General features: G+C 73.1%; 26 protein-coding genes. 14 read left to right on the top strand and 12 right to left on the bottom strand.

The window, feature by feature from the left end; genetic code table 11:
- Nucleotides 1-9: 9 nt before the first annotated feature.
- Entirely contained in the window at nt 10-810 is an 801-nt protein-coding gene (locus K4S16_RS30395; RefSeq protein WP_149262501.1) for a maleylpyruvate isomerase family mycothiol-dependent enzyme, read from the bottom strand.
- A 220-nt stretch (nt 811-1,030) separates the two neighbouring features.
- Between K4S16_RS30395 and K4S16_RS30390 the strand changes: the two genes are divergently transcribed.
- The 6 genes from K4S16_RS30390 (at nt 1,031) to K4S16_RS30365 (ending at nt 5,551) form a co-directional block, all read left to right on the top strand.
- Complete coding sequence (locus K4S16_RS30390) at nt 1,031-1,561, top strand: redoxin domain-containing protein (RefSeq protein WP_149262500.1); 531 nt, start codon at nt 1,031-1,033, stop codon at nt 1,559-1,561.
- A 116-nt stretch (nt 1,562-1,677) separates the two neighbouring features.
- On the top strand, nt 1,678-1,881 hold the full coding sequence (locus K4S16_RS30385; RefSeq protein ID WP_149262499.1) for a hypothetical protein: 204 nt from the start codon (nt 1,678-1,680) through the stop codon (nt 1,879-1,881).
- 122 nt (nt 1,882-2,003) lie between these two features.
- Nucleotides 2,004-2,546, top strand: coding sequence for a MauE/DoxX family redox-associated membrane protein (locus K4S16_RS30380; protein WP_149262498.1), 543 nt, complete (start codon nt 2,004-2,006; stop codon nt 2,544-2,546).
- A gap of 25 nt (nt 2,547-2,571) precedes the next feature.
- Nucleotides 2,572-3,141, top strand: coding sequence for a redoxin family protein (locus K4S16_RS30375; protein WP_149262497.1), 570 nt, complete (start codon nt 2,572-2,574; stop codon nt 3,139-3,141).
- A complete protein-coding gene (locus K4S16_RS30370) occupies nt 3,138-5,096 on the top strand; it encodes an ABC transporter ATP-binding protein (RefSeq protein ID WP_235037176.1) in 1,959 nt (652 codons plus the stop codon). Before K4S16_RS30375 ends, K4S16_RS30370 begins: the two co-directional genes overlap by 4 nt.
- Entirely contained in the window at nt 5,093-5,551 is a 459-nt protein-coding gene (locus K4S16_RS30365; RefSeq protein WP_149262496.1) for a S26 family signal peptidase, read from the top strand. Before K4S16_RS30370 ends, K4S16_RS30365 begins: the two co-directional genes overlap by 4 nt.
- Nucleotides 5,552-5,654: 103 nt before the next feature.
- On the opposite strand, the gene K4S16_RS30360 is transcribed toward K4S16_RS30365, so the two are convergent.
- On the bottom strand, nt 5,655-6,596 hold the full coding sequence (locus K4S16_RS30360) for an SGNH/GDSL hydrolase family protein (RefSeq protein ID WP_149262495.1): 942 nt from the start codon (nt 6,594-6,596) through the stop codon (nt 5,655-5,657).
- A gap of 98 nt (nt 6,597-6,694) precedes the next feature.
- Here K4S16_RS30360 and K4S16_RS30355 point away from each other — a divergent pair, with 98 nt between their 5' ends.
- Nucleotides 6,695-7,909 (top strand): CdaR family transcriptional regulator, encoded by a 1,215-nt coding sequence (locus tag K4S16_RS30355; protein WP_235037175.1) that lies wholly within the window; start codon nt 6,695-6,697, stop codon nt 7,907-7,909.
- A gap of 63 nt (nt 7,910-7,972) precedes the next feature.
- On the opposite strand, the gene K4S16_RS30350 is transcribed toward K4S16_RS30355, so the two are convergent.
- The 3 genes from K4S16_RS30350 to K4S16_RS30335 form a co-directional block, all read right to left on the bottom strand.
- Nucleotides 7,973-8,158: a hypothetical protein gene (locus K4S16_RS30350; protein ID WP_149262494.1), complete on the bottom strand. Its 186-nt coding sequence runs from the start codon at nt 8,156-8,158 to the stop codon at nt 7,973-7,975.
- A 79-nt stretch (nt 8,159-8,237) separates the two neighbouring features.
- Nucleotides 8,238-9,122, bottom strand: a complete 885-nt coding sequence (locus tag K4S16_RS30345) for an acetate uptake transporter family protein (protein ID WP_149262493.1) — start codon at nt 9,120-9,122, stop codon at nt 8,238-8,240.
- A 217-nt stretch (nt 9,123-9,339) separates the two neighbouring features.
- The gene (locus K4S16_RS30335; RefSeq protein ID WP_149262491.1) at nt 9,340-9,753 is read right to left on the bottom strand and encodes an STAS domain-containing protein; all 414 of its coding nucleotides are present in this window, start codon (nt 9,751-9,753) and stop codon (nt 9,340-9,342) included.
- 122 nt (nt 9,754-9,875) lie between these two features.
- Here K4S16_RS30335 and K4S16_RS30330 point away from each other — a divergent pair, with 122 nt between their 5' ends.
- Nucleotides 9,876-10,121 carry a DUF2630 family protein gene (locus K4S16_RS30330; protein ID WP_149262490.1) on the top strand — a complete coding sequence of 82 codons (246 nt, stop codon included), beginning with the start codon at nt 9,876-9,878 and terminating at the stop codon, nt 10,119-10,121.
- Nucleotides 10,122-10,135: 14 nt separating this feature from the next.
- Here K4S16_RS30330 and K4S16_RS30325 read toward each other — a convergent pair whose 3' ends face one another.
- The 5 genes from K4S16_RS30325 to K4S16_RS30305 form a co-directional block, all read right to left on the bottom strand.
- Nucleotides 10,136-11,800 (bottom strand): L-lactate permease, encoded by a 1,665-nt coding sequence (locus tag K4S16_RS30325; protein WP_149262489.1) that lies wholly within the window; start codon nt 11,798-11,800, stop codon nt 10,136-10,138.
- A 95-nt stretch (nt 11,801-11,895) separates the two neighbouring features.
- Nucleotides 11,896-13,953: a xanthine dehydrogenase family protein molybdopterin-binding subunit gene (locus tag K4S16_RS30320; RefSeq protein WP_149262488.1), complete on the bottom strand. Its 2,058-nt coding sequence runs from the start codon at nt 13,951-13,953 to the stop codon at nt 11,896-11,898.
- On the bottom strand, nt 13,950-14,924 hold the full coding sequence (locus K4S16_RS30315; RefSeq protein ID WP_149262487.1) for a xanthine dehydrogenase family protein subunit M: 975 nt from the start codon (nt 14,922-14,924) through the stop codon (nt 13,950-13,952). The genes K4S16_RS30320 and K4S16_RS30315 overlap by 4 nt, the downstream gene beginning before the upstream one ends.
- Nucleotides 14,921-15,445, bottom strand: a complete 525-nt coding sequence (locus K4S16_RS30310) for a 2Fe-2S iron-sulfur cluster-binding protein (RefSeq protein ID WP_149262678.1) — start codon at nt 15,443-15,445, stop codon at nt 14,921-14,923. The genes K4S16_RS30315 and K4S16_RS30310 overlap by 4 nt, the downstream gene beginning before the upstream one ends.
- Nucleotides 15,446-15,529: 84 nt before the next feature.
- The gene (locus K4S16_RS30305) at nt 15,530-15,901 is read right to left on the bottom strand and encodes a phage holin family protein (RefSeq protein WP_149262486.1); all 372 of its coding nucleotides are present in this window, start codon (nt 15,899-15,901) and stop codon (nt 15,530-15,532) included.
- Between the two features lie 112 nt (nt 15,902-16,013).
- Here K4S16_RS30305 and K4S16_RS30300 point away from each other — a divergent pair, with 112 nt between their 5' ends.
- The 4 genes from K4S16_RS30300 (at nt 16,014) to K4S16_RS30285 (ending at nt 21,239) form a co-directional block, all read left to right on the top strand.
- On the top strand, nt 16,014-18,161 hold the full coding sequence (locus K4S16_RS30300; protein WP_149262485.1) for a germacradienol/geosmin synthase: 2,148 nt from the start codon (nt 16,014-16,016) through the stop codon (nt 18,159-18,161).
- Between the two features lie 167 nt (nt 18,162-18,328).
- Nucleotides 18,329-18,928 (top strand): RNA polymerase sigma factor, encoded by a 600-nt coding sequence (locus K4S16_RS30295; protein ID WP_235037173.1) that lies wholly within the window; start codon nt 18,329-18,331, stop codon nt 18,926-18,928.
- On the top strand, nt 18,925-19,863 hold the full coding sequence (locus tag K4S16_RS30290; protein ID WP_149262483.1) for a hypothetical protein: 939 nt from the start codon (nt 18,925-18,927) through the stop codon (nt 19,861-19,863). Before K4S16_RS30295 ends, K4S16_RS30290 begins: the two co-directional genes overlap by 4 nt.
- Nucleotides 19,864-20,159: 296 nt before the next feature.
- Nucleotides 20,160-21,239, top strand: a complete 1,080-nt coding sequence (locus K4S16_RS30285) for a DUF6461 domain-containing protein (protein WP_149262482.1) — start codon at nt 20,160-20,162, stop codon at nt 21,237-21,239.
- Nucleotides 21,240-21,276: 37 nt separating this feature from the next.
- Here the strand turns inward: K4S16_RS30285 and K4S16_RS30280 are convergent, their stop codons facing one another.
- Complete coding sequence (locus tag K4S16_RS30280; protein ID WP_149262481.1) at nt 21,277-21,804, bottom strand: NADAR family protein; 528 nt, start codon at nt 21,802-21,804, stop codon at nt 21,277-21,279.
- Between the two features lie 196 nt (nt 21,805-22,000).
- Here K4S16_RS30280 and K4S16_RS46575 point away from each other — a divergent pair, with 196 nt between their 5' ends.
- Entirely contained in the window at nt 22,001-22,129 is a 129-nt protein-coding gene (locus K4S16_RS46575; RefSeq protein ID WP_268843285.1) for a hypothetical protein, read from the top strand.
- A gap of 94 nt (nt 22,130-22,223) precedes the next feature.
- On the opposite strand, the gene K4S16_RS30275 is transcribed toward K4S16_RS46575, so the two are convergent.
- The gene (locus K4S16_RS30275; protein WP_200842210.1) at nt 22,224-22,850 is read right to left on the bottom strand and encodes a TetR/AcrR family transcriptional regulator; all 627 of its coding nucleotides are present in this window, start codon (nt 22,848-22,850) and stop codon (nt 22,224-22,226) included.
- 128 nt (nt 22,851-22,978) lie between these two features.
- On the opposite strand from K4S16_RS30275, the gene K4S16_RS30270 reads away from it, so the two are divergent.
- Complete coding sequence (locus K4S16_RS30270; RefSeq protein ID WP_200842209.1) at nt 22,979-23,446, top strand: ester cyclase; 468 nt, start codon at nt 22,979-22,981, stop codon at nt 23,444-23,446.
- Nucleotides 23,447-23,469: the final 23 nt, after the last annotated feature.

Here is a 23,469-nt window from a genome sequence, read left to right as displayed (position 1 = left end):
GGGCGGACGTCAGGGCGTGATGCCCATGGTGGAGACGATCCTTTCCGCCAGCTCCCGGTCGCCCTCGGTGCGGACGGTCACGTCGGCGGCGGTGCAGCGGCCGGCGGTCAGCCGGACGTAGGTCTCCCAGTCCATGGCGAGCCGCGCCGACGGGGACTCCGGAACGTCCGACCACGTGCCGCGGCCGTCGTCGCCGACCGTGACGGCGACCTCGAAGTCGGGCGGGCCGGAGATCGCGAAGACGGCGCTCCGGCCGGGGACGCCCTCCGCGGCGCGGGAGGCGATGCGGGGCAGGGCGCGGCTCAGCAGCTCCCAGAAGCACCGCGCCGCCGGGGCGTCGAGGTTGCCGGGACGGCCGACCGCGCGGCGGACGTCCTGCTCGTGCGTCCAGCAGTCCATGGCGCGGAACATCATGAACCGCGTGTAGGGGCCCTGCTTGCCGTCCGGGCACATCAGGACGCGGTCGGGGTCCTCCCCGGCCACCTGCACGAGGCGCCGTTCGAGCGCGTCGGCCAGCTCCGCCGCCACCTGCGGGCCGGGGACGGGGCGCCGCGCGTGCACCGCGGCCTCCAGGTAGCGGGCGAAGTCGTTGCGGACGTGGCCGAGCTCCGGCACCTCGACGGGCTGGGCGGGATCGCCGAGCAGGTCGCGCTCCACCCCGACGAGGTGGGCGAACTGGTCCTTGACCGTCCAGCCGGGACATTCGGTGGGGCGGTCCCAGTCGTCCTCGGCGAGCGTCGCGGCGAGCGCGAGAGAGGAACGGATCGTCTGCTCGTAGGCGGCGCAGTTGGCGCGCATCTCGTCGTTCATGTCGGCCCCTCCATCGGCCGCCCGAGCCGCGCGGCCGGGCGTTCGGCGCGTTGCCGACGATGGTGGCACAGGCGGCGTCCCGCCCCGCGTCCGGGTGCGCCACCGGGCGGCGGAACCGGGTATTGCGCGGAGATCATTTATAAGTGATCATGGTCGCGTGGCCACGGCCGACCGGTAACCCAGTTCCCGGGAAAGGACGCCTGTCGTGATTTTCGCTTCAGTGGGACTGATAATGGTCGGCGTCGTCGGTGTGCTCAACCTGGCGATTCTCCTCACCATGCTCCGGCGGTGGCGGGAACTGGCCGAGACGGGCGGGGTCCCCGCCGCCGGAGCCGCCTCCACCGTCCGGATGATCGATCGGATTCCCGCCTTCTCGGCCCGCGCCCTCGACGGCACCGCCGTGACGGAGCGGACCCTGCTCGGGACCGAGACCCTGGTCGGCTTCTTCTCCCTGACCTGCAAGGCCTGCGCCGACGCCGTGCCCCTCTTCGCCGAGCACGCCGAGCGGCTGCGGGCCACCGGGGGGTCCTCCCTGGCGATCGTCCACGGAGACGGCTCGGCCGGAAGCGACCTGGCCGCGGCGCTGAGCGAGGTGATGGACATCGTGATCGCCGAGGACGCGAAAGCCGAACTGTCACGGCGGTACGGAGCCAAGAATTACCCGACCTACGCTTGGTACAACGCCAACGGAATAGTGACGTCGGCAGGCGCGGGCATCGCCGCCATGCGCACCGAACTGGTCACTTCATAGCGCGCCGGAAAAGCCGCTACCTAATGCCCCGCGGGCCCGGCCCGCCGCGTATCACCCGTTCTCGGCGGTACTCGGCCCGTGCGCGGAAACAGATCCCCCCACCCCAAGGAGGAACCATGCTCCAGAGCGTGACCCGGCGCGTCACCCGCGCCATCGAGGTGCTGCTTCCCGCGGCCGACGCCGACGCCGGCTGCCCGCCGGACTCCTGGATGGAGTACAAGTACATCAACGGCATCTGCTTCGGCCGCACCTGCTCGGTCAGCGGCGACTGCAAGACCCACTGCGGCACCTGGTACAGCTACAGCAGCAACTACTGCTGATGCCCCGCAGGCCGGTATGACACCTGTCTGACGCCGGTGCGGCCGCCCTCGGGCGAGAGCGGCCGCACCGGCCCCGGTGCTACCCGGCCCCGCCTCGGCCCAGCCCTCGTCCAGGAGCCCCCGTGCTGTTCGTATCGTTCGCCTGCCGCCTCACCCTGATGGCGGTGTTGACGCTGGCGGCGGTGGCCAAGCTCCGCACACCGGGCGTCTTCGCCGCCTCACTGGAAGGCCTCGCCTTCGTTCCCGCGCGGCTGCGCCGCCCGCTGGCCGTGCTCGTCCCGGCAGCCGAACTGCTCATCGCGCTGCTGCTGGCCCTGCCCGCCACCGTCACCACCGGCTTCCTCGCCGCCGCGCTGTTCTGCTGCGGCCTGACGGCAGTCCCGGTCCTCGTCGTCGCCCGCGGGCAGAAGGTGGAGTGCGCCTGCTTCGGAGCGGCCAAGGCGCCCATGGACGGCTGGCACATCGCACGCAACGCGGTGCTGCTGGCCGCGGCGTGCGCGGGCTCGTCCGTGGCGATGACCCGCGGCGGCGGCGTCCCCGGCGAGGCGCCGGGGATCGCGCTGGCCGCGGTCTCGGCGGGCCTGCTCACCACCCTCACCGTCTTCGTCGACGACATCGCCGCCCTCTTCCGGTCCCCGGTCGCGGCGGGGAACCGCGGCCGGTGAGGCGCCGGAACCGGAAAGGACATCCGTGGAACTCCTCGTCGCAGGGCTCGTCCTGGTCGCGGTGCTCACCGCGCTGAACCTCGCGCTCACCGCGGCCGTGGTGCGCCGCTGGCGGGCCGGGCCGGACGCTCCGCCGGGCGCCGGCCACCACGGCCGCTCCGGCGGGGAGCCGGAACTGGGCATCGCGCCCGGCGACCGGATGCCGGAGTTCCGCGCGACCGCCGCCGACGGCGCGATGCTCACCAGGGACGGGCTGGCGGGCCGTCCGGCGCTGATCGCCTTCCTGTCCCTGGACTGCCCCGGCTGCGACGACAGCGTGCCAGGGTTCGCCGAGCACGCGCGCCTGGTCCGGGACGCGGGCGGGCGGGTGCTGGCCACGGTGGTCGGCGCCGACGCGGCCGGCAGCGACCTGGCCGCCCGGCTCGCCGGCGTCGCCGACCACGTGGTGCCCGAGTTCCTCGACGCGCCGCTCGGCGCCGCCTTCGGCGTCCGCTACTACCCCGGCTTCGCGCACTACGGCCCGGACGGGATCGCCACCGCCGCCAGCGTCGGCCTGCGCGGACTGGACGAGCCCCTGCGGCCCTCGACACCGTGAGCGGCGACGACGACGTGACGGGGCCCGGTGTCTCCGTCCTCCGCGGTATGAAGGCGGCCTACGCGCTCGCTTGGCGGGCATGCCCCGGCATGCTGCTCCTCCAGTTCGCCATGGCGGTGACCGGCGGCGCGGCGCCGGTGGCGACCGCCTGGCTGACCAAGGTCGCGCTGGACGAGCTCACCGCCGCGCATCCCCGCATGGGGGCGCTGCTGTGGACGGCGGCCGGCATCGGGGCCGTCGGTGTCGCGACGGCCGCCGCCTCGGCCGTCACCGCCTACGCGCAGGGACGCGCCCGGCGCGCCATCGGCCTGCTCTCCCAGGACCGCCTGTTCGACGCGGTCAACCGGATGAACGGGTTGTCGCGCCTCGAGGAACCGCGCTTCCACGACCGGCTGCGGCTGGCCCAGCAGTCCGCCGAGCACGCCCCCGACCAGCTGGTGCAGATGGGCCTGTCCACCCTGCGGGGCACCCTCGGCATCACCGGGTTCCTGGGCACCCTCGTGGCGATCAACCCGATCATGGCGGGCGCCGCGCTGGTGGCGGCCGCGCCCGCGCTGCTCGCCCACCTGGGGCTGAGCCGGCGGCGGGCCGGGCTGCTCTGGCACGTGAGCCCCGGTCTGCGGCGCAAGCTCTTCTACCAGATGCTGCTGACGGACCTGCAGGCCGCCAAGGAGGTCCGCCTGTTCGGGCTGGGAGGCTTCCTGCACGGCCGGATGCTCACCGAACTGCGCGCGGCCAACGGTGCCGAGGACCGGCTGGAGCGCAGCGTCGTGCGCGTCCAGGTCCTCCTCGCCGCCCTCGGTGCGCTGCTGGCGGCCGGGGGCCTGCTCTGGGCCGTGCACGCCGCGGCCGTCAGGACGATCAGCATCGGCGACGTGTCGGTCTTCATCGCGTCCCTGGCCGGCGTCCAGTCCGGTCTCCTGGCCCTGGTGGAGGGCATCGCCCAGGGGCACCAGTCGGCCCTGGTCTTCAACCACTACATGACGGTGGTCGGGATCGGCGACGACCTGGCCGAGCCCCCGCGGCCCCGCAAGCTCGCCCCGCTGACGCGTTCCATCGAGCTGCGCGATGTGTGGTTCCGCTACAGCGAGGACTCCCCGTGGGTGCTGCGCGGGCTGAACCTGACCGTCCCGCACGGCACCAGCCTGGCCGTGGTCGGCCTCAACGGCGCCGGCAAGAGCACCCTCGTCAAGCTGCTGTGCCGCCTCTACGATCCGGAGCGCGGCGCCGTGCTGTGGGACGGGGTGGACGTCCGCGACGTCCCCGTGGAGCAGTTGCGGCAGCGGATCGGGGCGGTGTTCCAGGACTACATGGACTACGACCTCACCGCCGCCGAGAACATCGGGCTCGGGGACCTGGAGGCGATCGGCGATCCCGACCGGATCCGGGTCGCCGCCGAGCGCGCCGGCGTCCACGAGACCGTCGAGCGGCTGCCGGCCGGCTACCGGACGATGCTGAGCAGGCTGTTCCACGCGGGGGACGAGGACGGCGACGAGGAGGAGGCCGCGCGGACGAGCGGGGTCCGCCTCTCCGGCGGGCAGTGGCAGCGCCTGGCGCTGGCCCGCGGGCTGATGCGCCAGGGCCGCGACCTCATGATCCTGGACGAGCCCAGCTCCGGTCTCGACGCGGTGGCCGAGCGGCAGGTCCACGACCGGCTGCGGGAGATGCGCGCGGGCGCCACGAGCATCCTGGTCTCGCACCGGCTCAGCGCCGTCCGCCAGGCCGACCGGATCGTCGTCGTGCAGGACGGCCGCATCCTGGAGAGCGGGGACCACGCGTCCCTCATCGCGGCCCCCGGCGGGGTCTACGCCCGGCTCTTCCGCAGCCAGGCGGAGGGCTACCAGGAGGACGTGCCCGCCGTGCGGGAGGGCGCGGCCCCGCCCGAGGTGCCGGGAGACGCCGTGCCGCCCGAGGTGCCGGGAGACGCCGTGCCGCCCGCGGTGACCGCCGGATGAGCCGGGCTCTCGGCCGGGCCGTGCTCCCGGCTCTGGTGGCCGGGGCCGCGGCGCTGGCGGCCCGGCACCTGCTGTCCACCGTCACCGTGCGGGGCGGCAGCATGACCCCGACCCTCCACCCCGGTGACGTGCTGCTGGTGCTGCGCCACCGCCGCCGGGCCCGGCCCGGCCGGATCGTGGTCGTCCAGCGGCCCGACCGGCACGCGGGGTGGTGCGGCCCCGCGGCCCCCTCCGGCGGCGCCGGGTGGTACGTCAAGCGGGTCGTCGCGGCGCCCGGGGACCCGGTACCGGCCTGGGTGGCGGGGGACCTGCCCGGCCGCGTGCCGCCGGGCATGCTCGTGCTGCGCGGAGACCACCCCCGCTCGGAGGACTCCAAGCAGTGGGGCCTGTGCCCGGCGGACCGGATGTACGGGGTGGTGCTGATGCGGCTGCGCACCGGCGGGAGGGTCGGCTAGCGAACGCGGTCTCGGCCGGAGTGCCGGCCGGGGCGCCCCGCCGACCTGGCCTGGAGCACCGGCCCGCCGGGGCGCCCTCGAAGGAATCCTCGAGTTGCCCGCGTCAGGCGTTGAGGGCGGCGCCGATGACGGCGGCGTAGGCGGCCTCTCCCTGCGCGTTCGGGTGGAGGGGCGCGGCGGAGTGGACGGGGACGTAGCCCTCGACCCAGCGGGCGGACGCCGACTGGCAGGCGTCATGGCCGGCGCTGGGCGTGACCAGGTCGATGTAGGTGCCGCCGTGGGCGGTCGTCTGCTGGCGGATCACATCGTTCATGGCGTTCACGGAGCCCTGGAGGAAGTTGGCGTCCGTGGGCAGCACCGGCTGGACGGGCCAGCAGCCGTTCCGCTTGATGTACAGGCCGTAGCCGGTGACGACGATCCGGGCCTGCGGGGAGCGGGCGCGGATGCCGTCCAGGACGGCGGAGAGCTTCGGGCCGAGGTCGCTGGTGCGCTGGGCCACCTCGTCCTCGAACTTGCCCTTGCACGGGGTGGCGGTGGGGTCGAGGGTGGCGCAGTCCTGGGCGATGCCGACGAGGCCGACGTCGTTGCCGCCGATGGTGAGGGTCACCAGTGCGGTGGACGCGGTGAGCGCGTCGAACTGCGGCGGGACGGTCCCGGTGTCGACGCCGCCGACGCTCGTGCTCTGCGACTGCGTCATGTGGGTGGTCTTGGCGCCGCTGCACGTGACGTCCCGGAGGCTCGCGCCGATCTTGGACGCCAGTTCGTGCGCGTAGTTGTGGGTGGAGCGCCCGCAGCCGATCGGACCGGTGATGTCGGGGATGAGCGGGCCGGAGGCCATCGAGTCGCCGAGCGCGACGTACTCCACCGCGGCCGCCGACGCGGGCACGGCCGTCCCGCCGAGAGCCGCCCCCGCCAGAACGAGCGCGCCCGCCGCGCTCCTGACGACCCGGCCCTTGCGGGCCCTGCCTTCGACGACCAGGCCCTTGCCGGCCCTGCCTCTGGGGACCACGCCAGTGAACGGACGGCCGTTGAACAGACGCTTCATGAGCTGACTCCCGGCGCCATGGACGATGTCGCCGTGATCGTCCAGAATCTGGACACGCCGTTCAATTGGCGTGAAAACAGACTCTTTCGGGAGCCGTTGTGACGCGGGACAAGACGCCGGCGCTGCGGGTGGCCGGCCGGCCGATGGCGGCCCATCTGCGGGTCCGCGCGCCGCTGCTGACCCGCCGCGTCGTGGCGCGGCTGCTCGCCGAGCTACCGGTCTACGCCGAGCTTCCGCAGGAGGAGGTCGCCGGGGACATCGCCGGGATCGTCCAGCACAGCCTGCGGCAGTTCGCGGACGTCCTGGAGCGGCGCCGGCCCGCCCGCGCCGCCGACTTCGCCCGGCAGCGCGACTCGGCGGCGCTGCGGGCCGAGGAGGGCGTGCCGCTGGACGCGATCCTCGCCGCGTACCAGATCGGCGCGGCCATGGCGTGGGAGGAGCTGACCGCCGGGGCGGAGCCCGCCGACCTGCCCGCCTTCCAGGAGGCGCTCGGCTACTTCCTGGACTTCCAGCGGCTGCTGACCTCGGCCGTCAGCGCCGCCTACCTGGAGGTGCGGCAGATCCTCGACAGCCAGGAGCACGGCGGCCGGCACGCCCTGATGACCGCGCTGCTGGCAGGGGAGACCCAGGGGCACCGACCGGCGCCCCGGTACGCGGTCCTGACGCTGGCCTTCGCCCCGCATCCGGACGAGTCCGGCTCCGGCCAGCGCGCCCGCATCGCCGCCCGCCGCAAGATCCGCCGCGTCCGGACCGCGCTGGACGCCGTCGCCGACGAGCCCGCCCTCACCGCCCTGGACGCGTCCGGCGGGACGGCCCTGCTCCCCTTCTCCGCGGGCTGGGAGGCGCTCGACGACCTGGTCTCGGGCGCGGCGAAGGCGGCCGACATCGACGTCACGGCCGCGGCGGAGATCACCGGTCCGGTCGGCGTCCCGGCCGCCGTCGCCCAGACCGCGGAGATCATGGACCTGGTCCGCCGCGCGGGCCGCCCACCCGGCCTGTACCGGCTCGCCGACGTGCTGCTGGACTACCAGCTGAGCCGGCCGAGCGGCGCGCTCGCCGCGCTCGCCGCCCTGCTGGCGCCCCTGGAGCGCAGGCCCGACCTGCTGAGCACGCTGGAGCGCTATCTGGCGTTCGACCTGGACCGCAGGGCGACCGGGGCGGCCCTGCACGTCCATCCGAACACGGTCGCCTACCGCGTCCGCCGCATCAGCGTCCTCACCGGCCTGGACCCCGCCCGCCCCGGCGACCTGCAACTGCTGAACGCCGCCCTGGTGGCCCGCCGCTCGCTGGGCGAGCCGCCTCGGCGGCGATGATCCTGAACCGTGATCCCATGATCACGAAATGCGTGCCGGGCACGCCCGTGAGCCGGGGGTGCGTCAGGCGTGCTCGGTGCGGAGGTGGTGCTTGAGCGTCGAAAGCTCGAGGTGCGGCTCGTGGCAGCGGTCGCACGCCCAGATGCCGCTGGGCACGGTGATGCCGCGCGCACGCGCGTCCTCGCGCGCGCACAGCAGGTTGTATGACTGGACGAGGCGCCGCCACGTCCGCCGGACCGCCGTTGACATTCCCGCTCCCCCTCCGAGCCGGTTCGTGCTCTTTGGCTCAGCATAGGGTAACGGGAATGTCAAGGCGAAACGCCGGACATCACTGCCCGATCTTCACGCCCGGTTCGCCCTGCCGGTACTCCAGGGGCCGGACCGCCCGGCCGCCGGGCAGGTTGGCGCCCTTGCGGATCTTGCCGGTGGGCAGGATCGTCCGTCCGAAGCTGTTCTCGAACATCAGCGAGGCGGCTCCGTACAGGGCGATCACCGCGGCCGCGACGAACAGCCAGCCGCCGACGTCCAGCGGCCATGTCGAGCCCGCCCAGAATCCGGCGGCGGTGAAGCCCGCGGCGACTCCCATGCAGGCCCACACCAGGGCGATCACCAGATTCTCGCCGAGCGCGGCGAGCGCGCCCAGGCCGCTGATCACGGCGAGCGGGACGAACCAGAACGCGAAGCCCGCATAGGTCGCGCCCAGGACGGGCGCCAGGGCCACAGGCGCCGCGCCGATGGCGACCAGCAGGAACAGCAGGCTCCAGCCGATGAAGAACGCGCCCCACATCCCGTGCATCGCCGTGGCGATGCCGTCGCGGGCACGGTAGCCCCACAGGCCGGCCAGCAGCTGCGCGATGCCGCCGAAGGTCAGCACCAGCGGCCACAGGATGAGCGGGGTTCCGACTCCGCCGTACCAGCCGGCCTGCCAGGCGCCCACCATCATGGTCGCGGCGGCGAGCCCGAACAGGCCGAGGATCGACGGGGCCGCGATGGGCTGCAGGAAGACGCGGGTGCGGTCCTCCCAGAGCGCGTGCTCGCCGGGCTGGTCGGCGCCCCTGCCGGGCGCCATCGCCGCGCCCTGCGGCTGTGCTGCCGCGCCGTAGCCCGGTGCGGCCCCGCCGTACCCGGGCGTGGCCGCGCCCTCCGCGGGCATCGCCGATCCGGTGTGCTCGCCGGGCGTCGGCGCGGATTGTTGCTCTCTACGCCTTGCCATGAGATCCCCCTCTGAATCGGAGAGCTGTAAACCCCTCCTAACCGTGTTCTAGCAGGTCAAACGGCATATAACCGTTTCCTGAAGAGGTTCGCATTTACCCGGGTTGTCCTTTGCCGCGCGGTGACGCGGGCATGGTCGTCCGGTGGTTCAGAGGCCCCGGTGGCGCGGGCGGGCGGTCCGGCGGTCCGGCGGTCCGGCGGTCCGGCGGTCCGGCGGCTCAGCGGCGCGGCGGGCAGTGGATCTCCAGGCCCGGGGAGGCGTTCCACCCGATCAGGCTGAAGAGCCGCTCGATGTGCGGGGGGACCCTGTGCAGGACGAGCAGGCCGCCGCGGTCGTGCAGGGCGCCGGCGGCCTCGGTGAAGGCGCGCAGGCCGGCCACGTCCATGAACTCCACGCCCGTCAGGTCGGCGTGGACGTCGCCGGGCACGCGCTCCTGGACGGCGCGCAGAGCGCGCGTGACGGCGGCGGTGTTGGACACGTCGACCTCACCCGTGATCAGCACCCGGGGCAGGCCCGACGCGGCCGTGATGCGCAGCAGCGCGGAGTCGTGCTCGACGATGTCGTAGTGGGGGCCCTCCCGCGCGCCGGGATCCGGGCCGCCCTCGCCGCCGGTGATCCGCCAGACCGTCATCCGCTCCTCACCCTCAACGGGGCGCCGCCGCTACCGTGCGCGGCCCCGTATATGCAAGGCTCTCACCTGTCGGGACCATCTGGCCCCCACCAGAGCGGAAAACCACGATCGGAAGCCATTTCATGGACGAGAAGGCGATCCTGGAACGTATCAACGACTTCATCGAGGAGGAGCACGCGCTTCGCCAGTCGCACGAGCGGGCCGAGACCTCCAACGCCGAGGCCCAGGGACGGCTGCGGGATCTGGAGGTGGCCCTCGACCAGTGCTGGGACCTGCTGCGGCAGCGGCGCGCCCGACTCGCGGCGGGACAGAACCCGGAGGACGCCGCGGTCCGTCCCGCCGCCGAGGTGGAGGGCTATCAGCAATAGCCCCCCACGGCCCCTTACGGGACCATCCAGCCGAGCACGGCGGTGGACTGCAGGCCGGACAGCAGGCACATCCCGGCGAGGAACAGCAGGCTCCACAGCACGACGCGGCGGAAGATGTCGCCCTCGCGCCCGTCCAGGCCGACGGCCGCGGCGGCGATGGCGAGGTTCTGCGGCGACACCATCTTGCCGAGGACGCCCCCCGAACTGTTGGTCGCCGCCATGAGGACCGTCGACAGGTCGGCCTTGTTCGCCGCGGTGACCTGGAGTGCGCCGAACAGCGAGTTGGACGAGGTGTCCGATCCGGTGACGGCGGTACCGAGCCAGCCGAGGATCGGCGACAGCAGCGCGAAGGCGCCGCCCGCCCCGGCCATCCACGTGCCGAGCGTCACGGTCTGCCCGGAGGCGTTCATCACGAACGCCAGGGCCAGGACCGCCATGACGGTGATGATCGCCCACCGGAGCTGGACGAGGGTCGTCCAGTAGGCGCGCAGGGCCGTGCCGAAGCCGACGCCGAGCGCGGCCATGGTGATCAGACCGGCGACGAGCATCTGCGTGCCGGGCGTGGTCAGGTAGTTGAAGTTGAAGGTCGGCAGGGCCAGCGGCTTGCCGGACGGGCTGGTCAGGTGCAGGCCCGGCCAGGAGAATGTCCGCGTCGCCCGGTCCAGGAGGTCCTTGACCGGCCCGATCTGGCAGACGACGAACACCGCGATGATAATCGCGTAGGGGGCGTAGGCGCGGGCGACCTCGGCGCGCGAGTCCCCGCCGTGCCCGCCCCGTCCCCCGCCCTGCCCCTCGACGCGGGCGGCGAACTCGGGGGTCGGCTCGTCCGCCGCGCCGCCGGCGACCGGGGCGGGCTTCGCCGGCGCCGCGGACGGGCGCAGCCGGACGGCGAGGACGACGGCGGCGGCCGACACCAGCGACGCCACGACGTCGGCGAGCGGCACCGAGATGAAGTTCGCGGTGACGTACTGGGCGGCGCCGAACGCGGCGCCGCACAGCAGGGCGACGGGCCAGGTCTCGCGCAGGCCGCGCCGCCCGTCCACGATGGCGACGAGGACGAGCGGGACGAACAGCGCGAGGATCGGGGTCTGCCGCCCGACCATGGCGCCGAGCGTGTCGCTGGACTCGCCGGTGACCTTGCCGAGCGTGAGGATCGGCGTCGCCATCGCGCCGAACGCGACGGGCGCGGTGTTGGCGGTGAGGGCGAGGACGGCGGCCTTGAGCGGCTGGAAGCCGAGCGCGATCAGCATCACGGAGGTGACCGCGACCGGCGTGCCGAACCCGGCCAGCGCCTCCAGCAGCGCGCCGAACGAGAACGCGATCAGCACCGCCTGGAGCCGGCTGTCATCACTGACCTGCGCGAACGACCGGCGCAGCACGTCGAAGTGGCCGGTGGTGACGGTGATGTTGTAGACCCAGAGCGCGTTGATGACGATCCACAGGATCGGGTAGAAGCCGAACGCGGCGCCTTCGGAGCCGGCGAGGAGCGCCTGGTCGGCGGGCATGCCGTACGTCCAGACGGCGACGGCGAGCGAGACGGCCAGCGCGATCAGGGACGCGAGCCACGCGCGCATGCGGACGCCGCCGAGCAGCACGAACAGCACGGCCAGCGGCAGCGCGGCGACCAGGGAGCTCCAGCCGAGCGAGTCGGCGACGGGATCGAGGACCTGCTGGTACACGGCGATCACCTCGCGGGTTGGCGGTGGCCCCCGAGTACGTCTTCTCTACCCGCCCCGGTGACGGAGATCACCTTGATAGTGAACTTTTCAACCGGTCAGAGCTCCTGAAGGATCCGGGCGGGGGTGAGGGGCAGGTCGCGGAAGCGGACGCCGGTCGCGTGGTGGACGGCGTTGCCCACGGCCGCCGCCGCGCCGACGATGCCGATCTCGCCGATGCCCTTGGCGCCCATCGGGTTCAGGTGGGGGTCGGACTCCTCCACCCACACCGCGTCGATGTCGCGGACGTCGGCGCAGGCCGGGACGTGGTACTGGGCCAGGTCGCGGTTCAGGTAGTCGCCGAACTCCCGGTCCATGACGCTCTGCTCCATCAGCGCCATGCCGATGCCCATGGTCATCCCGCCGATGAACTGGGACCGGGCCGTCGTGGGGTTGATGATCCGTCCGGCGGCGAACACGCCGAGCATCCGGCGGACGCGGACCTCGCCGGTGTCGGCGTCCACCTCCACCTCGGCGAACTGCGCGCCGAACGCGTGCCGGGCGTACTCCTCCCGCCCCTTCAACTCCTCGCCCGTGTCGGCGGACGCCTCGATCCCCTCGGGCGGGACCTCGCCGTCCAGGTCGCCGAGCAGGGCCTCGCAGGCGCGGACGACGGCCGTGCCCCAGCCGGCCGTCCCGCCGGAGCCGCCCGCCACCGACGCCCTGGGGAACGAGCTGTCGCCGATCTCGACCCTGACGTTGCCGAGGTCCTCCTTGAGCGTCTCGGCGGCGATCAGGGCCAGTGCGGTGCGGGCGCCGGTGCCGATGTCGGCCGCGGCGATCCGGACGGTGAACGTCCCGTCGGGCTCGGCGCGAGCCAGGGCCCGGTTGGGGCGCTGGTAGGCGGGATAGGTGGACGAGGCGACGCCCATGCCGACGAGCTTGCGGCCCTCCCGGCGGGCGCCCGGCCGGGGGTCGCGCGCGGCCCATCCGAAGCGCTCGGCGCCCTCCCGGAGGCAGGCGACGAGGTTGCGCGAGCTGAACGCCAGCCCGCTCTCCGGGTCGCGGTCGGTGTCGTTGCGCACGCGGAGTTCGACCGGGTCGATGCCCGCGGCGACGGCCAGTTCGTCCATCGCCGTCTCGAGCGCGTACATGCCCGGCGTCTCACCCGGGGCGCGCATCCAGGACGGGGTGGGGACGTCCAGGGCCACCACACGGTGCGCCGTACGGCGGTGCGGGGCCTGGTACATCATGCGGGTGGGCGTCGCGGTCTGCTCGGCGAACTCCTTGACGGTCGAGGTCTGCTCGGCCGCCTCGTGGATGATCGCGTTGAGCCGCCCGTCCTCGCCGGCGCCGAGCCGGACGCGCTGGACGGTCGGGGTCCGGTAGCCGGTGGTGGCGAACATCTGCTGGCGCGGGACGGCGAACTTGACCGGGCGTCCGGCGGCGCGGGCGGCCATCGCGGCCAGGACGACGTTGGGCCTCGGCGTCCCCTTGGAGCCGAACCCGCCGCCGACGTGGGGCGACACGACCCGCACCTGGGAGGGGTCGAGCCCGAGGACCTTCGCGATCATGGACTGGACGGTCGACGCGCCCTGGTTCGAGTCGTGGAGCGTGAGGGACCCGTCCGCGTTCCACTGGGCGATCGTCGCGTGCGGCTCCATCGGGTTGTTGTGCTCGGCCGGCGTCGTGTAGACGGCGTCCACCCGCACGGCCGAGTTCGCGAACGCCTCGTCGGGCTCGCCCTGCTCGGTGTCCGCCGGGAACACCGGGTTCACCTTGTCCGGCTTGTAGAGGCCCTTGTGGTCGGCGACGAGCCGCACGTCCGGCGCCTCCTCGGTGTACTCGACGCGCAGGAGGCGCGCCGCCTCCCGGGCGGTCTCCAGGGTCTCCGCGACCACGGCGGCGACGAACTGGCCGCGGTAGGAGACCGTCCGCGACTGGAACAGGGCCAGTTCGCCGTCCGAGGTGTCGCTGAGCTCGGGGGCGTTCTCGCAGGACAGGACGGCGAGCACGCCGGGCAGCTTCAGCGCGGCCTCCGCGTCGACCGACTCGATCCGGCCCTTGGCCACGCTCGCCTGGACGGCGGCGGCGTACGCGGCGTTCTCCACGGGGTACTCGAACGCGTACCGCGCCGTCCCGGTGACCTTCTCGCGGCTCTCCAGCCGGTCGGTCATGAGTCCTCCCCCAGCTCGGTCAGCGTCCGGACGATCAGGTTGCGGGCCAGCGGCACCTTGTAGGCGTTGTCGCGCAGCGGCTCGGCGGCCTCCAGTTCGGCCTCGGCGGCGCGCAGGAGCGACTCCTCCGTGGGCTCGGCGCCGCGCAGGGCCTCCTCGGCGCGGCGCGCCCGCCACGGCTTGTGGGCGACGCCGCCGAGGGCCAGCCGGACGTCCCGGATCCGGCCGTCGGCGACGTCCAGGGCCGCCGCGACGGAGACCAGCGCGAACGCGAACGACGCGCGCTCGCGGACCTTGCGGTAGCGGGACGGCATGCCCAGCGCGGGAACCTCAACGGCCGTGATGAGGTCGCCCGGTTCGAGCGTGGTGTCGCGCTGCGGCTCGTCGCCGGGCAGCCTGTGCAGGTCTTCGAAGGGGATGGTCCTCTCCCCGCCGCGCCCCTGGACGCGCACGGACGCGTCCAGGGCCGCCAGGGCCACGGCCATGTCGGAGGGGTGCGTCGCCACGCAGGCGTCCGAGTGGCCGAGGATCGCCAGGTTGTGGTGCTCGCCCTCACGCGCCGGGCACCCGCTGCCGGGATCGCGCTTGTTGCAGGGCTTGGAGGCGTCCTGGAAGTAGGAGCAGCGGGTCCGCTGGAGCAGGTTGCCGCCGACGGTGGCGAGGTTGCGGATCTGGCCGGACGCCCCCGCGAGCACGGCCTGCGCCAGGACGGGATGCCCTTCGCGCACGGTCCGGTCGGCGGAGAGGGCGCTGTTCGTGACCGCCGCGCCCACGACGAGGCCGCCGTCCGGCCGCAGTTCGATCCGGTCGTAGGGGAGATGCGCGACGTCGACGAGCCTGGTGGGCTCCTCCACACCGAGACGCATCAGGTCCACGAGGTTGGTTCCGCCCCCAAGGTAGACGGCTCCGTCATGGTGGCGCCGGAGGGCGTCCGCGGCGCTGGTGGCACGCTCGTAAGTGAAGGGCCTCATGCCTCGGCCGCCTCCGTGCGCTGGGAGGCCTGCTTGAGTGCCGCGACTATGCCGACGTAGGCGCCGCACCGGCACAGGTTGCCGCTCATGCGCTCGCGTATCTCGTCGTCGTCCAGGACGGGGTCGGTCCCGAGGTCCGGGGTCACGGCGCTGGGCCAGCCGCGTTCGGCCTCGTCCAGCATTCCCGTGGCGGAGCAGAGCTGGCCGGGGGTGCAGTACCCGCACTGGAAGGCGTCGTTCTCGATGAACGCCTTCTGGACGGGACTGAGTTCTCCGTCCAGCGCCAGACCCTCGACCGTGACGACGTCCGCTCCGTCATGAGCGACGGCCAGCGCCAGGCACCCGTTCGCCCGGCGCCCGTCGAGCAGGATGGTGCAGGCTCCGCACTGGCCGTGGTCGCAGCCCTTCTTCGACCCCGTCAAGCCGAGATCCTCGCGCAGGACGTCCAGGAGGGACGCTCGTGTGTCGACGTCGAGACGGTGCTCCGTCCCGTTAACGACCAGGGTGATGCCGGCGTGCACCGGGGAGGCTTCGCTTTCCATGCGGGGTGCCTACCCCGGATCTCCCCCTCGGTCACAGAAGATCGGGGCGGCGTCCCGGCGCCCTCAGTCGGATTCGGTGAGGATCTCCACGACCTGCCGCGCCGTATCGGTCGGCAGCGGCGCCGGCAGCCCCTTCCACTTGCGGGACGCCGCCACCGCCGCGGCGCCCGCGCCGCCCCCGTACACGGCGGCGGTGATGAACGACGCCAGCTCGGGCGGCAGCTTCTTCTCCAGAAGCAGCACGTTCATCCGGTAGGTGGCGGCGGTGGCCATGACGCCGAACGCCCCGGCCACGGCCCCCAGCCGCAGCGCCGGGATGCGCTGCCTGGCCTTATCGATCATTTCCTGCTGCGCCGCCTCGACCACACGCCGGGCGAGCACGAGGTTCTGCTCCAGCGGTTCGGCGGCCGCGGCGGGTTTGCGCGACTCCGACATGACCTCGGCTTACCCGTCTGAGGGGAGGAGATTCCGGCAAGCATGATGTCACTTTCCGTGACTTTGACGGTGCTGTAAGTTGCCGGAACGGACCCGACAGAGAGGCCGGTTCATGCAACCCTTCGAGCTGCCCGACTTCTACGTCCCGTACCCCGCCCGGCTCAACCCGCATCTGGAGGGCGCGCGCCGGCACACCACGGCGTGGGCGCGGGAGATGAGGATGCTGGACGGCCACCGCGACCCCGGCACCCCCGACATCTGGGACGAGCGCGCACTCGAAGCGATGGACTACGCCCTGCTCTGCGCCTACACGCACCCCGACTGCGCCGCCCCCGAGCTCGACCTCGTCACCGACTGGTACGTCTGGGTCTTCTACTTCGACGACCACTTCCTGGAGGTCTTCAAGAAGCCGCAGGACCAGGAGGGCGCCCGCGCCTACCTCGACCGGCTGCCGGCGTTCATGTCGCTCGACCCGCCCGAACCGGTGAACGCCGTCGAGCGCGGCCTCGCCGACCTGTGGGCGCGCACCGTCCCGGCGCGGTCGGACGCCTGGCGCCGCCGCTTCTCCCTGAGCACCCTGAACCTGCTGCGCGAGTCGCTGTGGGAGCTGTCCAACATCCGCGCGGGGCGCGTCCCGAACCCGGTCGAGTACATCGAGATGCGGCGCAAGGTCGGCGGCGCGCCCTGGTCGGCCGACCTCGCCGAGCACGCCGCGGGCGTCGAGATCCCCGAACGCGTGGTGGGAACGCGGCCGCTGCGCGTGCTGAAGGACGCGTTCGCCGACGGCGTCCACCTGCGGAACGACATCTTCTCCTACCAGCGCGAGACCGAGTCCGAGGGCGAGGTCAACAACTCGGTCCTGGTGATGGAGCGCTTCCTGTCGGTGGCGCCGCAGGTCGCCGCGGACACCGTCAACGACCTGCTGACCTCGCGGCTGCGCCAGTTCGAGAACACCGCGGTCACCGAGCTGCCGCACATCTTCGAGGACCACGCCCTCGACCCCGCCGAGCGGGCGGGCGTGGCCGCCTACGTGAAGGCCCTCCAGGACTGGCAGTCCGGCGGCCACGAATGGCACCTGCGGTCCAGCCGGTACATGAACGACAGGTCGCTCGGCATGTCCGCCGCCCGCGTCCCCGCGCTGCTGAAGTCTGCCCGGATCAGCCTTCCGCACATCCCGTTCCAGAGGGTGGGGCCCACGCCGCTGCCGGAGTTCGACATCCCGTACCGGGCCCGTGTGAACCCGCACCGCGACCGCGCGGGGCGCGGCCTCCTCGTCTGGGCGCGGGACATGGGCATGTTCTCTCCCCATCCCCGCACGCCCGTCCCGGTGTGGAACCCCGACCGGCTCTCGGGGATGGCGCTGGAGGTCTGCGCCGCGTCCCTCGCGCCGGACGCCGATCCGGAGGCGCTCGACCTCGCCGTCCAGTGGCTCGCCTGCGGCACCTTCGGCGACGACTTCTTCCCCGCCGTCTTCAACCGCGACCGCGACATGGCGGGCGCGAAGGCCTTCAACGCCCGCGTCCCCCGGTTCCTGCCGCTGGACCGCGGGCCCGTCCCGACTCCGGAGAACCCGTTCGAGGCCGCGCTGGCCGACCTGTGGCCGCGCACCGCCGGGCCCATGGACGACGCCGGCCGCCGCGAGTTCCGCGCGTCCGTCGAGCACATGGTCGAGAGCTGGCTGTGGGAGCTGAACAACCACCTCCAGGCGCGCATCCCCGACCCCGTCGACTACGTCGAGATGCGGCGGCACACGTTCGGCTCCGAGCTGACGATGAGCCTGGCGCGCATCGGGCGCGGCAAGGAGATCCCCGCGCACGTCTTCGAGACCCGCACCCTGCGCGAGATCGACGCCTCCGCCATGGACGTCGCGTGCCTGCTGAACGACTGCTTCTCCTACCAGAAGGAGATCGAGTACGAGGGTGAGCTGAACAACGGCGTCCTCGCCGTCGAGAACTTCTTCGGCATCGGCCGCGACGAGGCGCTGCCCGTCGTCAACGACCTCATCACCTCGCGCCGCCGCCAGTTCGAGCATCTGGCCGGGAGCGAGCTTCCCGCGCTGTGCGACGAGCTCGACCTGGACGACACCGCCCGCGCCGCCCTTTCCGCGTACGTCGAGGAGCTGCGCGACTGGATGGCCGGCATCCTCGAGTGGCACCGCGAGACCGACCGCTACGACGAGCGCGAGCCCGTCTTCCACCTTCCCCGGCCCTCCGGCCTCGGGACGTCGGCCCTCCACCTGTTCACTCGCGCCTCACACTGAGGCGGACTTTCAGGCCGCTTTGTTAGGCCCTTCCCCAGGTCATCCCGCACATCACCGCCCCGGGTCCCCGCACCGGGGCGGTGGTCTGCGGGGTGAAGCGAAATGCTGTGCCATGTGCGGACATGTGCCCTGCGTCCGGCCAGAACGCCGCGACGAGAGGAGAGGGCTTGCCATCCCCATTGCAGGCATCGCACCCGCCCGACGACAGGCGGCGCCGTTTCGAAGACATCTACGCGGCCAACCGCGCCCGGATCCTCGGGTACGCGCTGCGCCGCACCAGCGACCCGCAGGACGCCGCCGACGTCCTGGCGGAGACGTTCCTGACGGCCTGGCGGCGGCTCGACGACGTCCCGCCGGGTGACCAGGCCCGGCTGTGGCTGTACGGAGTGGCGCGGCGCGTCCTGGCCAACCACCACCGCGGCGAGCGCCGCCGGTCCGCGCTGGCCGCCGACCTCGGCGCCCGGCTGCGCGACGGCCTGGGCGTGCAGGACGCGTCCGGCGACGACCTGACCCGCGTGGGCGCCGCGTTCCGGAGCCTCTCCGAGGCCGACCGCGAGCTGCTCTCCCTGATCGGCTGGGAGGGGCTCGGCCACGCCGAGGCCGCGACCGTCCTCGGCTGCTCCCGCAACGCGCTGCGGATCCGCCTGCACCGCGCCCGCCGCCGGTTCGCCCGCGCCCTGGCCCGCATGGACGCGGACGCTCCCGCCTCCCTGCCCGCCACGACGCTTCCTCCCAAGGTGCGGATCCCGAACGGAGACACCCCATGAACCGCGACATCGACCCCCTGATCGGCGGACTCGCCTCCGTCACCGACCGCCAGGCCGCAGACCTCCTGCCGGAGGACGCGGCCGCCGCCCTCGCCGACCGCATCACCGCCACCGCGGTCCCCTCGGCCGCCCCGCGCAAGCGGCGCTCGCCGATCACGTTCGTCGGCGTCCCGCTCGCGGCGGCCGGTCTCGCCTGCGCGGCCGTGACGGCGGTCGTGGTGACCCACGACGGCGGCTCCGGCGGAGCCCCGGCCGTCACGCCGTCGAGCCCGCGCGTCCAACTGGCCGCGGCCCTGGCCTTCACCCGGAAGGGCGACTACATCGACGTGCGGGTCCGCGACCCGCTGGCCGACCCGAAGCGCTACAAGGAGGAGTTCGCCGCCCGCGGCCTCAACGTGACGCTGTCGATGGTGCCGGCCTCCCCGTCCATCGTCGGCACGGTCGTCATGGAGGAGGCCAGCGACAACACCGACGAGCGGGACTTCAGAACGATCATCTCCAAGGGCGAGTGCGAGACCGGCGGCGGGGGCGACATGTGCCCGGTCGGCGTCCGGATCCGTATCGGCTACAAGGGCGCCGCCACCGTCGTCTTCGGACGGGAGGCCCGCCCGGGCGAGAAGTACAACAGCAGCGGGCCCGTGACCGCCCCGGGCGAGGTCATGCATGGCATGACCTACCGCCGGCACCACGTGGGCGAGGTGCTCGCCGCCCTGCGCAAGCGCCACGTCACCGTCCCCGAGTACCGCGTCATGGAGGGGAACATCAGCATGGTCCGGAAGCCCGGCCAGATCCCGCCCAACTGGTACGTCCACGGCGCGAGCCCTTGGGCCAAGAACCAGGTCCTCCTCTTCGTGGGTCCCAAGCCCACCGAGGAGATGTCGAGCCAGCCGCCCGCGCCGGCGCCCGCCTCCCCCACCCCCACGGCGACCCCGTAAGGAAGGCCGGACCGCCCCCTCGCCGGGGCGGTCCGCGCTCCCTTCCCAGGCTCTTATTGCCTCTTCCCTGCGGTCTCGCCCGCTGACGGGGGCGGCGGACCGTGCTCCGGGGTCAGAGCCCGTCCATGCCGCGGGGGCGCCGCCCCCGTCCGCGGTCCGCGCCGGGAGAGCGTCCGGCATACGTGGGCGCCGCATCCGGCCACAGCGACCCCGTGCCGGCATGCGTCTGCGGGGCCCGTTTGTCGGTCGGCGCTGCCATGATCTAGAAGCCATGCCGCCAGCCCCCCGGAGGAGCCATGCTCAAGGTGACGGACGACGACCTCGAGTGGGCCGAGACGCTCGGTGCGATCTTCTGTGTCACCTTCGTCAGAGGAGTCGACGAGACCGAGGCGCTGTCACGGCTGGGCGCTCTTCCCGACACGCTGGGCCGCCGCACCCTGGAAGAGGCGCGCGAAGCCTACGACTCCTACGAGGCGGGCTACGCCGACTTCGCGGCCGCGATCAGCCTCGGCTCCTGGACCGTGCTGATCGAGCCCAACGGCTTCCTGGGCTCGCAGACCGAGTCGCTGGCGGCGCTGTCGCGCGGCACCGAGGCCGTCTCGGTACTGCGGCACGACTACGCCGACCACGGCTTCCGCTACGCCGTCGACGGCACGCTGGTCACCGGGTTCGAGCCCACCTGGCCCGAGCACCGCTGGGGCAGCGAGCCCGACCTGCTGCTGGGGAAGATGCGGGCGGCGGGCCTGGACCCCGACGCCGAGGACGACGACGACCTCGTCCCGGGCGCCTACCTCTCGGCCCTTCTGCTGGCGGGCCTGGTCACTCGCGTCCTCCCCCATCCCGACTCGCTGGACGGGGGGCTCCTGACCGCCGCGATCGAGCCCTGGTTCTGCGCGGCGCCGCCCCCGCTCACCCACGGGCCCGCCGCTCCCGCCATGCTCGAAGCCCTCGACGCCGCGCCGCCGCACCTGCTCCGCGCGGTCGCCGCCCGCGAGACGATGCGGCTGGCCGCCGTCCTGGATCTCGACGGCACTCCGGGCCTCGCCGAGGCGGTCGCCGCCGCCGAGCGCGGCGAGCGGGTCACGGTGTCCCCCGGCTCCGAACTCGGCACGCACGTCCGCTCCTGGGTGACGCGCTCACGCCAGGCAGGACGATCGCTCAACGATCCTGTCGCCCGCCACCACATGAGCGACGCCGAGCGGGACGCCGCCCACCTGCTGGGATGGTTCGCGAGTGCGCTGAAAGCCGCGCTGTGGCACGAGCCTCACGCCGCCGCGCGTGCCGCGCTCCGTCCGCTCACCCAGGGCCCTCCTGCCCTCCGCGACCCGGCTCAGGAGGCCGCCATCCTGGAGACCCTCCAGGGCCGCACCGCGTAGCCGCGACGCGCACCGCCGGACGGTCGAGAAGGCGCGGTCAGGAGGAGAGCGCCTCGCGGGCGGTCATCAGGGCGAAGCCCAGGAGGTTCTCGCCGCGCCAGGCGGCGGGGGTCTCGGCGCGGGGGTCGTCGGCGGCCAGGCCTATGCCCCAGACGCGGTCCAGGGGGCTCGCCTCCACGAGGATGCGGTCGCCGGTGCCGAGAAGGTAGTCGCGGAGTTCTTCGTTCTGGGCGAACTTGGCCTCGCTGCCCTTTGTGACAATGGTCACACGATTGTCGCGCCATGTCTGCTCGTCGAAGTCGCGGACGCGGCGGCCGAGCTCTTTCGCGTCGCGGGGATGGGACGCCGCGACGATCGCGGCGGCCGTTTCCTCGTCGCCGAAGAGGCGGGCCTTTTCCGCCATCATGTAGTGCTCGGCGGTCGCGTAGGCGACCCCGCCGAGGGTGAACGGGGACGGCCACCACTGGCTGAGATAGCCGCGGCCAGGGGTTTGGTGGCCCCAGAAGAACAGGAACTTCAAGCGCGCGCCCTGCTCCTGGAGGCGGGCCAGCTCGGCAACGTCCATGGATGAGAGCGTGCCAGGGACGGCCGCCGCGGTCCATCCCGTTTTCCCGCCGGGAATGGATGATCGATTGGCGTTGTTGGGATGTTCGCCGCGGTCCGGGGTGGGGATCGCGGTCTAGACCATTTTGCGGTCCCGGCACCCCGCCGGGACCATCTATTGATCCGGCCCGGCCTTGAACAGGAGGACTGCGGTAACAATGGACAACGCCCTGGCGAACCCCCGGCGCACCAAGATCGACGCGTGGCCCGAATGGCGGCCCGCGGAACCGGACTCCGAGCGTCCCGCGGAGGCCGACGCGTCCGAGGACGAGCTCGCCGCGCACTGACGGCCCTCCGGCCGATAGATGAGGACCCGCCCGGTTCCCCGGGCGGGTCTTTCGCGTCCGGGCCAAGTGGCCTGCGGAGTTTCGGGCGGCGTGGTCAGGCCGGGGTGAGGAGGCCTTCGATCGTCCGGCGGGCCTTGCCGGTCGCGCCTTGATCGCCCAGGCGCAGGGCGGTGTTGGCCGCGTTGAGGACCGCGTCCACCTGGAAGGCGGCCAGATCGGGATCGAGGGGGCCGATCTCGCCCGCCTCCATCGCGTCGCGCATCTCCCGTTCGAGCAGCGCCAGCCACTGCCGGCGCTGGTGTGCCAGCGCGTCCCGGACGGGGCCGGGGCGGCTGTCGAAGTCGGGGAGGTTGGCCGCCCAGAAGCAGCCGCCGGTGAACAGGGGCTTCTCCGCGTATTCGATCCAGTGCCCGGTCAGGGCCCGCACCCGGGCGACGCCGGCGGGCGCGGTCTGCGCGGGGCGCACGACCGCGTCGACGAACAGTTCGCGCGCCGCCTCGACGGTGGCCAGATGCAGGTTCTGCTTGGTGCCGAACAGCGTCTGGATGCCGCTCTTGCTCACCTGGAGGTCGGTGGCCAGCCGCCCGAAGCTCAGCCCGTCGAGTCCCTCCATTGACGCGACGTCCACGGCGTGCCGGGTGACGGTCCGCCGCGCCCGGGCGCCGCGCAGGAGCCGCCCATCGGTCACGCCCGGCTCCGGGGACGGGACGTTCTCGCTCATCCCGGCCATCCTCCCACAGCATTGCCTATACGTACGATCGACCGTATTGTTTGTTCCGCTCCTGGGGGCGGCGTCCGGCACCGGCCCGCCCCCGGCACCCCGGTATCGCCATCGACGGAGGGCCGATCGTGGACAGCGACCGCATGTTCGAGCTGGCGCAGGCACTCGCCGCCGCCAAGAGCCGCCAGGACGTCCCCGCGGCGATGAAGCTGCTGCACCCGGAGATGCTGCTGGAGAGCCCGGCCTTCGGGACGGCGGTCCGCGGCACGGCGGCGAACGAGAAGGCGCTGCACTGGTTCTTCGCCTCGTTCCCCGACTACGACGTCGTCCTGGAGGGCCACGCCGCGAGCCGCGACGCGCTGGTCTGCTGGGGCACCGTCCGCATGACCATGACCGGCGACCGGTTCGGCGTCGTGCCCAACGGCAGGCGCGCGGAACTCCCGGTGTACATCCGGTTCGGGTTCCGGGACGACCTGATCGCCGCCGAGCACTTCTTCTTCGACCTGTCGGAGCTGTGCGCCCAGTCGGGCGTCTCGACCGACGCCGTCCGCGCGGTGCTGTTCGGATCACGCGATGCCGTTCGGGGCTCCGCCTGAAGCCCTCCGACGACGAAAGGCGA

Source organism: Actinomadura sp. K4S16 (assembly GCF_008327685.1).
GTDB lineage: Bacteria > Actinomycetota > Actinomycetes > Streptosporangiales > Streptosporangiaceae > Spirillospora.
This window is presented reverse-complemented; position numbering and strand designations above follow the sequence as displayed.

Coding starts and splice junctions, on each gene's coding strand:
- K4S16_RS30345 (WP_149262493.1), bottom strand. CDS start 9,122: ATGGCAAGGCGTAGAGAGCAACAATCCGCGCCGACGCCCGGCGAGCAC.
- K4S16_RS30320 (WP_149262488.1), bottom strand. CDS start 13,953: ATGACCGACCGGCTGGAGAGCCGCGAGAAGGTCACCGGGACGGCGCGG.
- K4S16_RS30360 (WP_149262495.1), bottom strand. CDS start 6,596: ATGAAGCGTCTGTTCAACGGCCGTCCGTTCACTGGCGTGGTCCCCAGA.
- K4S16_RS30350 (WP_149262494.1), bottom strand. CDS start 8,158: ATGTCAACGGCGGTCCGGCGGACGTGGCGGCGCCTCGTCCAGTCATAC.
- K4S16_RS30305 (WP_149262486.1), bottom strand. CDS start 15,901: ATGTCGGAGTCGCGCAAACCCGCCGCGGCCGCCGAACCGCTGGAGCAG.
- K4S16_RS30300 (WP_149262485.1), top strand. CDS start 16,014: ATGCAACCCTTCGAGCTGCCCGACTTCTACGTCCCGTACCCCGCCCGG.
- K4S16_RS30290 (WP_149262483.1), top strand. CDS start 18,925: ATGAACCGCGACATCGACCCCCTGATCGGCGGACTCGCCTCCGTCACC.
- K4S16_RS30315 (WP_149262487.1), bottom strand. CDS start 14,924: ATGAGGCCCTTCACTTACGAGCGTGCCACCAGCGCCGCGGACGCCCTC.
- K4S16_RS30335 (WP_149262491.1), bottom strand. CDS start 9,753: ATGACGGTCTGGCGGATCACCGGCGGCGAGGGCGGCCCGGATCCCGGC.
- K4S16_RS30385 (WP_149262499.1), top strand. CDS start 1,678: ATGCTCCAGAGCGTGACCCGGCGCGTCACCCGCGCCATCGAGGTGCTG.
- K4S16_RS30365 (WP_149262496.1), top strand. CDS start 5,093: ATGAGCCGGGCTCTCGGCCGGGCCGTGCTCCCGGCTCTGGTGGCCGGG.
- K4S16_RS30330 (WP_149262490.1), top strand. CDS start 9,876: ATGGACGAGAAGGCGATCCTGGAACGTATCAACGACTTCATCGAGGAG.
- K4S16_RS30395 (WP_149262501.1), bottom strand. CDS start 810: ATGAACGACGAGATGCGCGCCAACTGCGCCGCCTACGAGCAGACGATC.
- K4S16_RS46575 (WP_268843285.1), top strand. CDS start 22,001: ATGGACAACGCCCTGGCGAACCCCCGGCGCACCAAGATCGACGCGTGG.
- K4S16_RS30280 (WP_149262481.1), bottom strand. CDS start 21,804: ATGGACGTTGCCGAGCTGGCCCGCCTCCAGGAGCAGGGCGCGCGCTTG.
- K4S16_RS30285 (WP_149262482.1), top strand. CDS start 20,160: ATGCTCAAGGTGACGGACGACGACCTCGAGTGGGCCGAGACGCTCGGT.
- K4S16_RS30275 (WP_200842210.1), bottom strand. CDS start 22,850: ATGAGCGAGAACGTCCCGTCCCCGGAGCCGGGCGTGACCGATGGGCGG.